Raw genomic sequence first — 11,134 nt, 5'->3', positions numbered from 1 at the left:
GGAGGCCGGCCCTCCGGCCGATTGTGCGTTCGGGCAATCTCCGCGCCGGATCGGCCAGGGGGGCTGGCCTCCTGCGGCACCTTCCCCCGGGCCGCAGGAGGGTGCATTGCCACCGCGACGACACGCGCCGCGTGACCCTTCATGATGGGGGCTGGCCGAACGGAGTCCGGACCCGCGATGATCCCGCTGTGGTTCAAGCTGAGCTGGCTCGCCTTCCTCGCCGTGCTGGTACCGGTGTACCTGCAGGAATACGGGCCGCTGAATTTCCTCTGGCTGTCCTCCATCGCGCTGGTGGCCGGCTGCGCGGCCGCCTGGCTGGAAAACCGGCGTCTCGCCTCCATGCTGCTGGTCGCGGTCCTGCTGCCGGAGCTCGTCTGGGTCCTCGACCTGGTGCTCAGCCTGCTGCTGCTAGGCAATCCGGTCATCGGTGCCGTGCACTACATGTACAACACCGACATCCCGCTGCACGTGCGCCTGCTTTCCCTCTATCACCTGCCGTTGCCGTTCGCGCTGCTGTGGATGGTCTGGCGCCTGGGTTACGACGCGCAGGCCTGGAAGTGGTGGCTGCCGATTGGCTGGGGCGTTCTGCTGGCCAGCTACGCGGTCGCGGAGGAAGGGAGAAATCTCAACTGGGTTCTGGGCCCGCATGGCCAGCCACAGGAATGGGTCGCGCCCGAGCTTTGGCTGGCGTTCGTGGTGCTGTTCTGCACCGTGATGTGGTGGCTCACCCACCGCCTGGTGCGGTGGCTGCACCGCCGGCGCTGAAACGAAAAAGGCCCGGCGGGGCCGGGCCTTCGGGGGAGGGTGGGGTCAGTCCGCGAGGCGCTTGTACTTGACCCGGTGCGGCTGGTCGGCCGCGGTGCCCAGGCGCTGGTGGCGGTCTTCCTCGTACTCCTGGTAGTTGCCTTCGAAGAACACCACGTTGCCGTCTTCCTCGAACGCGAGGATGTGCGTGGCGATGCGGTCGAGGAACCAGCGGTCATGCGAGATCACGATGGCGGAGCCGGGGAAGTCCAGCAGGGCCTCTTCCAGCGCGCGCAGGGTCTCGACGTCGAGGTCGTTGGTGGGTTCGTCCAGCAGCAGGAAGTTGCCGCCGCTCTGCAGCAGCTTGGCGAGGTGCACGCGGTTGCGCTCCCCGCCGGAGAGCTCCTTCATGCGCTTCTGCTGGTCCTGGCCCTTGAAGTTGAAGCGGCCGCAATAGGCGCGTGACGGCATTTCGAAGTTGCCGACCCGGATGACGTCCTGACCGCCGGAGATCTCTTCCCACACGGTCTTCTCGTCTTCCAGCGCATCGCGGCTCTGGTCCACGTAGGCCAGCTGGACGGTCTCGCCGACGTCGACCGTGCCGTCGTCCGGCTGTTCCTGGCCCGAAATCATGCGGAACAGGGTGGTCTTGCCCACGCCGTTCGGGCCGATCACGCCGATCAGCGCACCGCGCGGCACGTTGAACGACAGGCCCTGGTAGAGTACGCGATCGCCGTAGTGCTTGGACAGGTTGTCCACCTCCAGCACCTTGTCGCCCAGACGCGGGCCCGGCGGGATGTAGATTTCCTTGGTCTCGGAACGCTTCTGGTAGTCGCTGGAGGCGATCTCCTCGAAGCGCTTCAGGCGGGCCTTGCTCTTGGCGCCGCGGCCCTTGGGATTGGAACGCACCCACTCGAGTTCGGCTTCCATCGCCTTCTGCCGCGCGGCCTCGGCCTTTTCTTCCTGCTTCAGGCGCTTTTCCTTCTGCTCCAGCCACTGCGAGTAGTTGCCCTGGAACGGGATGCCCTGGCCACGGTCGAGCTCGAGGATCCAGCCGGCGACGTTGTCGAGGAAGTAGCGGTCATGGGTGACTGCGACGACGGTGCCCTGGAACTCCTGCAAAAAGCGCTCCAGCCAGGCCACGGACTCGGCATCCAGGTGGTTGGTCGGCTCGTCGAGGATCAGCATGTCCGGGCTGGACAGCAGCAGCCGGCACAGGGCCACGCGGCGGCGCTCGCCGCCGGAGAGGTTGTTCACGTCGGCGTCCCACGGCGGCAGGCGCAGGGCGTCGGCCGCGACCTCGAGCTTGCGGTCCAGGTTGTGACCGTCGGCGGCCTCGATCTTCGCTTCCAGTTCGGCCTGCTTCGCGGCCAGGGCGTCGAAGTCGGCATCCGGTTCGGCATAGGCCGCGTACACCTGATCCAGTTCGGTCAGGGCCTCCTTCACCGAGGCGACCCCGTCTTCCACGTTGCCGCGCACGTCCTTTTCCGGATCGAGGTGCGGTTCCTGCGGCAGGTAGCCGATCTCGATGCCCGGTTGCGGCCGCGCCTCGCCGACGATCTCGGTGTCCACGCCGGCCATGATGCGCAGCAGGGTGGACTTGCCGGCCCCGTTATAGCCCAGCACGCCGATCTTGGCGCCGGGGAAGAAGTTCAGGTTGATGTCCTTGAGGATGTACTTCTTCGGCGGGACGATCTTGCCCACGCCGTTCATCGTGTAGATGTACTGCGCCATGATGCTCCTGCGAAGCGTTTGTCGGGGTAATCAGGGCGTGCACTTTACCATTCCGGCCGGCGGGAAGCTTGGTGGTCGGCCTGCGGGCCGGGCGGTGGCTCGACAGCGCAATGGCCGGCCCCGAAAATGACTCGATGATCATGTGGTGGCAGGTCCTGTTGCTGGTAGGGGCGGGGGGTGCGCTGGGCGGACTGGCGCGCTTCTGGCTCGTGCAGTGGATCGACAACCGTACCGGCGGGGGGCGGTTTCCCTGGGGGACGCTGGCGGTGAACGTCTCCGGCGCGCTGATGATCGGCCTGGCGCTGGGCCGGGTGTCCGGGCCGGCGCTGACCTCCTGGCTCTGGCTGCTGCTGGTGGTGGGCGTGCTCGGCAGTTTCACCACGGTCTCGTCGTTCAGCCTGCAGGTGGTGGGCGTGGCGGAGCGTGACGGCCTGCGCCCGGCGGTGCTCTACATCCTGCTGACGCTGGCCGGCGGGCTGACGCTGGTTTCCCTGGGCTATGGTCTGGCTCGCGCGGCCGGCGGGGCGGCATGACGGGGTATGACGTCCGGCTGTCCGCGTTCGTCGCGCTGGGGGCCGCGCTGGGCAGCATGGCGCGTTACGGCCTGTCGTGGAGCGGGCTGCACCTGGTGGGCGCCGGGTTCCCCTGGGATACGCTCGCGGTCAACATCGCCGGGTCCTGGCTGATCGGGCTGTATGCGGTGATCAGTGCGCCGGAGGGCTGTCGCCCGGCCGACCCGGTGACCCGGCAGTTCGTGCTGGCCGGGTTCTGTGGCGGGTTCACCACCTTCTCGGTGTTCAGTCTGGAAAGCCTGTGGCTGATGCAGTCGGGCGATCCGGGTCGTGCCGCGCTGTACGTGGCCGTGTCGCTGGTGCTGTGGATCGCGGGGGTCTGGCTGGGCAGCCGCATGGGGCGGCACTGGAACGCGGCCGCGGAACGGCGGGAACGCTGAGCCCCGGTGGGTGAGGCCCGTCCGGCGGGCGACCCCGTTCCGGGACTCGCGGCGTGGTCCGGTCAAGGGGCAGGCGGAACAGGCGGGGGCTCGACGCCGGTCCGGGTCGGGCCTCCGTGTTCGATCCAGCCGTGGAGCATGCGCGGGGTGGTGGTGCCGGCCGCGCAGCGCCCGGCATGGTCGATCGCGATGGCCCCGCCGTAGCCGCCGATCCGTTCGTGCAGGTGCTGCAGGCTTGTGCTCAGGGCCTCGCGGGCGTCCAGACCGAGGTAGCGGATGCGGTCGGCCAGGTCCCTGGCGAAGACGCTGCGCAGGAAATCCTCGCCGTGCCCGGTGGCGGAGATGGCGGCGGTGGCATCGTCCGCGTACACGCCCGCGCCGGGGATGGGCGAGTCGCCGACCCGGCCCGGGCGCTGGCCGGTCATCCCGCCGGTGGAGGTAGCCGCGGCCAGATGGCCGTAGCGATCGCGCGCAACCGCGCCGATGGTCCCGGGCGCGGGTTCGTCATGATCCAGCGTGACCCGGCCCCGGCGCAGGGCGCGCTCCAGCTGTTCCCGCCGCTGCGGGGTGATCAGGGACTCCTCGTCCACCTGCGCCATCCCCATCTCGCGGGCGAAGGCGGCGGCACCGTCCGCGACCAGCAGTACGTGTTCCCCGTCTTCGAGGATCGCACGCGCCAGGCGGACCGGGTTGGCGATGCCGCGAACCGCCGCGACGGCCCCCGCAGCGAGAGCCGCGCCATCCATGATCGCGGCGTCCAGCTCCACGGACCCCTCGCGGGTCAGGGCGGCGCCGGTCCCGGCGTTGAACAGGGGCTCGTCCTCGAGCCGCGCGGCGCAGTATTCCACGGTATCCAGGGCGCGTTCGCCCCGCGCCAGACGCTCGCGGCCGGCCTCCAGAATCCCCTGCAGCGCGGCGTGATACGCCTCGGCGGCCGCTGCGTCCTGCGCCTCGCGCAGCTCCCCGGCGCCGCCGTGGATCATTAGCGAGAAGGCCCCGGATGTCATCGTTCCTCCTCGGCCTGGCCGTGGTGACTAACGGATGGATAACGCCTGGCTGACCGGAAGTATGGCATTGGTCCGAGGTCTGTGGCGGAATGCCAAAAATTCCGACTGGATCACAAGATCTGTTCGTCTGCCAATCACGGACGGGGCGTGTCCCGGACAGTGAAGAAAGGATCGAATCAATGCACGCTGCCGGATTCTTCGCCGGGACTGAGAGGGTGTCCTCTCTGACCAGAGCCCTTCTCCTGTTGCTGCTGGGTATCAGTCTGTGCGTACCGGTCCACGCTCAGGTGGAGCCGGATGCAGGCACCCTGCTGCGCGACCGCCCGGAGGTGCCACGGGAGCCGGAGCGCATGCCCGAGCGCGAGGCGTTGCCGGAGCCGATGGAGGAGACCGATGTTCGCATCGAGCTCGAGCGGGTGGTCTTCGAGGGCTACGAGTCGCTGGCCGAGGAACCGGAGCTGCAGGCGCTGGTGGCCGATCGGCTGGGCGAGGAGCTGGGTTTCAACGGCCTGCAGCAGCTGGCCGAGCGGGTGACCCGCCATCTGCGCGAGCAGGGGTACATCCTTTCCTTTGCCTACCTGCCGGAGCAGGACGTGAGCGACGGCGAGGTCGTGATCCGTATCCGCACCGGGGAGCTGGAGGACGCCGGTTCCTGGGAGCACATCCTCGAGGACAAGGACGTGCGTCTGAGCGACGAGCGGGTCGTCGGCATGCTCAATCACCAGCTCAGTCCGGAACAGGAGGCGCTGGTGCAGGCCGCGCAGCTGGAGCGGACGATGCTGCTGTTCAACGACCTCGCCGGCATTCGCGCCAGCTCCAGTCTGCGGGCCGGGCGGGAGCCGGGCACCACGCGGATGGACATCGACTTCCGCGAGGAGGACCGCTACACCGGCACCCTGTGGGCGGACAACTACGGCAATCGCTACACCGGCGAGGAGCGGCTCAACGCCCGTGGCGCGATCAACAACCTGAGCGGCCGCGGGGACCGGCTCACCGGCATGGTGTCCGCCGCCCGCTGGATGACCAACCTGGATGTTCAGTACACCACCCCGCTGGGCTACAGCGGCCTGAGCGGGCACCTGGAGCTGGGGTATCTCGACTACGAGCTCGGCCGCGAGCTCTCCGATCTCGACTATGAGGGCGATGCATTGACCGCGGGGGCGGGGCTGTCCTACCCCCTGATCCGCTCCCGCCTGCGCAACCTGTCGCTGGAAGGCAGTTACCAGTATCGCGAACTGGACGACGAGCAGGCCGGCGACAACGTTCGCGACCGGGTGTACCACACCGGCACCCTCGCGCTGGACGGAGACTGGCTGGACGACATCGGCAACGGGGGGCTGGTCAACTACCGGCTGGCGGCCACCGTGGGCGATCTGGACCGGTCCGGCAACGCCTTCGACCGTGAACTCGACCGCCAGACGGCGAGAACCCACGGCAGCTTCCGCAAGCTCAACCTGGAGGCCCTGCGGCTGCAGCGGATCACGGATGATTTCAGCCTGCTGGTGCGCGCCTCCGGGCAGTACAGCTTCGACAACCTGGATTCCGCCGAGCAGTTCAGCGCGGGCGGGCCCCACGGCGTGCGCGCCTATCCGGCTGGCGAGATCAGCGGCGACCACGGCTGGCAGGCCACCGTGGAGGGCCGTTACGACGCGGCCACCCTCGACGGCATCGACAGCCGTCTGCAGCTCACCGCCTTCTACGATGCCGGTGGCGTGACCCTGCGCCGCGACCGCTGGGACGGCTACAGCCCGGCGAACGCCAACGAGACCAACACCCCCGTGATCCAGGGGGCCGGTGTGGGCGCCAATCTGCATCGACCGGGCGTCTACAGCCTGCGCGCCAGCGTCGCCTTCAAGGTGAATGACGACGTGGACGACCGCAGCGTGACCGGCAAGGACTCCGACGGCCGCAGTCGGGACCCCCGCTTCTGGGTCCAGGCCATGGTCTGGTTCTGAACCGGAGCGACCCCGCAACCACGCTCGACCCTCGAAAACGCGTTACGAGAACCCTGGTGATCGCCATGAACGACCGCAAGAACCGCATCCGTCCCGCCTCCCTGAACCACACCTACCGCCTGGTGTGGAGCGAGAAGAGCCAGAGCTTTGTGGCCGTGGCCGAGATCACCCCCGGGCGGGGCAAGGCCGGGCGTACGGTTACCGGTGCCGTCGCCGGTCTGATGCTGCTGGCCTCCTCCGCCGCCTGGGCGGTGGACCCCGGGGCGCTTCCCGACGGTGAGAGCCTGACCCATGGCGATGCCACCTTCACCCGTGACGGCGACGAACTGATCATCGAGCAGGGCAGCGAGCGGATCATCACCGAGTGGGAGCGCTTCAATATTGGCGAGGATGCCGGGGTGCGCTTCGATCAGCCCGGCAGTGACAGCGCCGCGCTCAACCGCATTCTCGACGAAAACCCCAGCCAGATCCTGGGCCGGCTCGAGGCCAACGGCCAGATCTTTCTGACCAACCCGGCGGGTATTACCTTCGGCGAGGGTGCGCAGGTGAACGTGGGCAGCCTGGTCGCCTCCACCCTGGAGATCAGCGACGAGGATTTTCTCGACGGGCGGCTGAACTTCGAAAACCGCGGGAGCAGTGATGGCCGGATCAAGAACCGGGGCGAGATCGAGGCGGCCGGCGGCGTGGTGGCGCTGATTGCCAACGAGGTGAGCAACCAGGGCGAGATCCGCAACGACGGCGGCGACGTGGCGCTGGCCGCCGGGGACGAGGTCACCCTCGACTTCGACGGGGACGGCCTGACCACCGTGACCGTCGAACGCGGCGTTCTGGATGCCCTGGTCGAGAACGGCGAACTGATCCGGGCCGACGGCGGGCAGGTGGTCATGACCACCCAGGCGAAAAACGCCATCTACCGCAACCTGGTCAACAACGAAGGCACCGTCCGGGCGCGCACCCTCGAGGAGGGTGAAGACGGGCGGATCATGCTCAGTGGCGGCATGGAGGAAGGCGAGGTCCGCGCCGGAGGCACCCTGGACGCCAGTGCTCCGGACGGTGGTGACGGCGGCCGCATCGAGACCTCGGCCGCGCAGGTGGACATCGACCCCGATATCGAAGTCACCACCCACGCCGAACAGGGGCAGACCGGCGAATGGGTGATCGATCCCACCGATGTGTACATCGTCGAAGGCGACGAGGACGGCGACCAGCTGGACGACGACGAACTGGCGGAGGGCGTGACCACCGTCCACAACAACACCCTGGAGAGCGCGCTGGAGACCACCAGCGTCACCATCGAGACCCCGGAAGAAGGGGGCGAGGGGGCCGGGGATATCTTCGTCAACGCCGACGTGGCGTGGAGTGAAAACACCCTTACTCTCTCCGCCTACCGCGACATCGAGATCAACCGCCACCTGGATGCCAGCGCTGGCGGTCATCTGACCCTGGAATACGCGCAGGGAGACGCCGAGGGAGACTACCGCGTGAACATGGCGGGGGGCTATGTCGATACCACCGACGAGGGACGCGACTACGCGGGCCGGATCTCCCTGGACGGGGCGTCCACCTTCCGTACCCGGTACGCCGATGATGCCGAGATCGAACACAACGTCATCACCGACGCCAGCGAACTGGACGCGGTGCGCGATGAACTGGACGCCGACCATGTGCTGGGCGGAGACGTCGATCTGGACGGCTTTTCGGAAAACGCAGGCTGGGAGCCCGTGGGCGACGATGACAGCCCTTTCACGGGCGGTTTTGACGGCCTGGGCAACTCGATCGGCAACCTGACCATCGACCGCCCGGACGAGGATGAAGTGGGGCTGTTCGGTCATGCCGAGAACGCCTCCTTCCGGCACGTTAATCTTGAGGGGGTTGACTTGACCGGAGCAGATTATGTAGGAGCCCTGGTGGGATTGTGGCGAAACACCGGCGACGTTGACCTGGAAGGCATTCGGGTGACGGGGAACATCACCAGTAGCGACCAGGGAAGTTATGTCGGAGCCGTGTTCGGTAGCGCGAGGATCGAAGATGCAACTCTAACCATTGATCGAGTCCGGATCGTCGATACAGCCGTAGAGAATGCTCAGGAAGAGGACAATTTCCGCGCGGGGTCTTACACCGGGGGTATGGGTGGCAAGCTGGAAGCCGATGGCAGCGAAGCCCGGCTTTTGATGAGCAATGTGCTTGTATCGGGCGATGTGACCGGTGCCAACGGCGACGCCGGTGGCGTGACGGGACGCTTGAATATAAATGGCGGCGCGGAGGCCGAATTTGAGGATCTGAATACATCCGTCACTTTGGAGAGTCGCACCCTCGCAGGTGGTCTTTTTGGCTGGTATGCCGCTCGCTCAGGCTCTCAGTTGGCGATCAGCGGGGTCCATGCTTCGGGAGACATTACCGTCGAAGATGACCAGGGTGGTGGACTGGTGGGAACCCTGCAACTTCCGGATGACGGCGAATTCACGCTGGAGCAAGCCTATTTTTCAGGCTCGGTCTCCGGTGGCGATGACTTGGGTGGCCTCGTCGGGGTTTGGCATGAGGGCGAGTCCCCTGACCACGTGATGCGCGATGTCTACGTGATCGGCGATATCTCGGGGGATGAACGCGTCGGCGGGTTGATCGGCGCAACGTCGCCTTACTCAGCAATTCCCTATCGCCTGGATGTTCAAAATGCGTATGCCACCGGTACGGTGAAGGGCAGTAGCCACGTAGGCGGGCTGGTGGGCCAGCTCACTGATAGGGATACGGCGAGCATTCAACTGACTAACGCCTTTGCCGCTAACACCGTTACGGGTGATTCTTATGCTGGCGGCCTCGTTGGGAAAGTGGAAGAAGGCGTCGAGTTCCACACCACTCATGCCTTCTACGACTACGAGACCAACACCGACGACGCCATGTTGGATGCGGATGTCTACGGCGCAAGCCGCGTCGACATCCGTGATGCCCTGGCCGGGGTCGATGGATGGAGCGCTGAGGATGTAGAGAATGGCGCCGCAATCGCCGGGTATGGGCTGGGTCGTCTGCCCCACCTGACGGGAGTGACCTCCGCGGAGCATTATGGCGAGTTGCCCATGGCCACCCTGTTCGGAGGCGGATACGGGGGCACCCAGTACGGCGACCAATCGGCTTACGAAATCGCCAGTCCGGCTCATCTGCGCAACATCCACCAAGTGGCGGGTGCCGGTTACCACTTCGAGTTGGTGGATGATCTGGATCTCGGGACCGAGGGCAACTGGAACCCCGTCGGTGACGACGATACCGGGTTCATCGGCCAGCTGGACGGCCAGGGGCACGCCATCCGTAACCTGTTCATCGAACGTCCCGAGGAGGACCACGTGGGCCTGTTCGGGGTCGTGGAATCGGGCACTGTGCGGGATCTTGCCCTGGAGGATGTCTCTATCCTGGGCGGCGCCGACACCGGCGGCCTGGCCGGGCGCCTGCGGGACAACACCACCGTGAGTGGTGTCTCGGTCTCCGGCGAAGTGGGAGGAGGTGCCCGTGTTGGCGGCCTGGTGGGTGCCCTCAAAGACAGTAACATCCATCACGCCTATGCCACCGGATCCGTGACGGGGGGTGAATCGGTGTATGCCGGCGGTCTTGCGGGCTTTGTCGGTAGTTCCCAAATCACCGGTGTCTATGCTTCGGGAAATGTTGAAACGGGGGATGATGCCATCGCAGGCGGCCTCGTGGGCGCCATGGAAGGCGCCAGCATTGAGCAGGCCTATGCCACCGGTTCCGTAAAGACGGGCAATGGCGAACAGGCCCACGCCGGCGGGTTTGTGGGCCGCCTCACGGGCGATAACAACGTGAGCGAGGCCTATTCCATCGGCAGCGTGCAGGGTGGTGAGAATGCCCGTGTCGGCGGCTTCGCGGGCGATCAGGAAGGTGGCGATAACAACGTTGAGAACAGCTACTGGGATGTCGACACCTCCGGCGTGGAGGACAACGGCAGCGGGCTTGCCACTGGGCGTACCACCGAACAACTGCAGGATCGTGACACCTTTGCGGGCTGGTCGTTGAGCACCGAGGCCGGGGACGACACCGTCTGGCGGCTTTACGAGGGGGCGGCCCACCCGTTGTTGCGGGCTTTCTTCAAGGACGAGGCGGTCATCACGTTCACGCTTGATGAAAGCGAAAGCCGGGTGTACGACGGCAGCGTTGTCGTGAATCTGAGCGACGACACCCCCTGGAGCGTGGCAGAGGAAGTGGACCAGGGCCTGATTTCGGTGGAGGGCCTGGCGCTGATCCTTGCCGGCGCGGACGCAGGCGAGCAGGACGTTCAGCGTATCCACGGCATTGCGTCAACGCAGCAAGGCTATGACTTGGATATTCAGGGGCCTGGCCAATACCAGATTGATCGCCGGCAGCTGACGCTGGGTGGCCAGTTCAGCGTCGAGGACAAGGTCTACGACGGTACGACCGAGGCGGCCGTTGATGAGACGGGAGGTCTGAATCTCGAGAACCTGGTGGCCGGGGAAGACCTGGCATTGACGGAGCTGGCGGCGGCGTTTGCCGACGCCAATGCCGGCGAGGCGATCACGGTGAACCTCACCGAGGCGGAGCTGGCCGACGGAGATGAAGGCCGGGCCAGCAACTACACCCTGTTGAGCACTGACTGGCCGACCACCACGGCGACCATTGACCCGCGTGCCGTGACGCTGGATGGCGAGTTCAGCGCCGAAGACAAGGTCTACGACGGCAGTGCGGAAGCCACGCTGGCCGACACCGGAGGCCTGAGCCTC

Annotated in this window: 7 protein-coding genes; 5 read left to right on the top strand and 2 right to left on the bottom strand. The window is 66.5% G+C overall.

The features are described 5' to 3' along the window. Positions 1 to 177 precede the first annotated feature (177 nt). Positions 178 to 765: a hypothetical protein gene (locus tag D577_RS0113350; protein WP_018947957.1), complete on the top strand. Its 588-nt coding sequence runs from the start codon at positions 178 to 180 to the stop codon at positions 763 to 765. 45 nt (positions 766 to 810) lie between these two features. Here the strand turns inward: D577_RS0113350 and ettA are convergent, their stop codons facing one another. After that, positions 811 to 2,478 carry an energy-dependent translational throttle protein EttA gene (gene ettA / locus D577_RS0113345; protein ID WP_018947956.1) on the bottom strand — a complete coding sequence of 556 codons (1,668 nt, stop codon included), beginning with the start codon at positions 2,476 to 2,478 and terminating at the stop codon, positions 811 to 813. A 110-nt stretch (positions 2,479 to 2,588) separates the two neighbouring features. Between ettA and crcB (D577_RS0113340) the strand changes: the two genes are divergently transcribed. Further along, the gene (crcB, locus tag D577_RS0113340; RefSeq protein ID WP_026289087.1) at positions 2,589 to 3,011 is read left to right on the top strand and encodes a fluoride efflux transporter CrcB; all 423 of its coding nucleotides are present in this window, start codon (positions 2,589 to 2,591) and stop codon (positions 3,009 to 3,011) included. Then, a complete protein-coding gene (crcB, locus tag D577_RS0113335; RefSeq protein ID WP_018947954.1) occupies positions 3,008 to 3,430 on the top strand; it encodes a fluoride efflux transporter CrcB in 423 nt (140 codons plus the stop codon). Before crcB (D577_RS0113340) ends, crcB (D577_RS0113335) begins: the two co-directional genes overlap by 4 nt. A 62-nt stretch (positions 3,431 to 3,492) precedes the next feature. On the opposite strand, the gene D577_RS0113330 is transcribed toward crcB (D577_RS0113335), so the two are convergent. Continuing rightward, complete coding sequence (locus tag D577_RS0113330) at positions 3,493 to 4,437, bottom strand: isoaspartyl peptidase/L-asparaginase family protein (RefSeq protein WP_026289086.1); 945 nt, start codon at positions 4,435 to 4,437, stop codon at positions 3,493 to 3,495. A 215-nt stretch (positions 4,438 to 4,652) separates the two neighbouring features. Between D577_RS0113330 and D577_RS0113325 the strand changes: the two genes are divergently transcribed. After that, positions 4,653 to 6,392 carry a ShlB/FhaC/HecB family hemolysin secretion/activation protein gene (locus D577_RS0113325; RefSeq protein ID WP_244263476.1) on the top strand — a complete coding sequence of 580 codons (1,740 nt, stop codon included), beginning with the start codon at positions 4,653 to 4,655 and terminating at the stop codon, positions 6,390 to 6,392. 65 nt (positions 6,393 to 6,457) lie between these two features. Next, a partial coding sequence (locus D577_RS13750) for a filamentous hemagglutinin N-terminal domain-containing protein (RefSeq protein ID WP_038036391.1) occupies positions 6,458 to 11,134 on the top strand: 4,677 nt, incomplete at its 3' end.

This window comes from Thioalkalivibrio sp. AKL17 (genome assembly GCF_000377885.1).
In the GTDB taxonomy this organism is placed as follows: Bacteria; Pseudomonadota; Gammaproteobacteria; order Ectothiorhodospirales; family Ectothiorhodospiraceae; genus Thioalkalivibrio; species Thioalkalivibrio halophilus.
The sequence above is the reverse complement of the archived record's forward strand: the minus strand, read 5'-3'. Positions and strand labels throughout refer to the sequence as shown.

What these genes read in the sequence shown, in the direction of transcription:
- D577_RS0113350 (WP_018947957.1), top strand. Translation starts at nt 178, where the DNA reads ATGATCCCGCTGTGGTTCAAGCTGAGCTGGCTCGCCTTCCTCGCCGTG.
- ettA (WP_018947956.1), bottom strand. Translation starts at nt 2,478, where the DNA reads ATGGCGCAGTACATCTACACGATGAACGGCGTGGGCAAGATCGTCCCG.
- crcB (WP_026289087.1), top strand. Translation starts at nt 2,589, where the DNA reads ATGGCCGGCCCCGAAAATGACTCGATGATCATGTGGTGGCAGGTCCTG.
- crcB (WP_018947954.1), top strand. Translation starts at nt 3,008, where the DNA reads ATGACGGGGTATGACGTCCGGCTGTCCGCGTTCGTCGCGCTGGGGGCC.
- D577_RS0113330 (WP_026289086.1), bottom strand. Translation starts at nt 4,437, where the DNA reads ATGACATCCGGGGCCTTCTCGCTAATGATCCACGGCGGCGCCGGGGAG.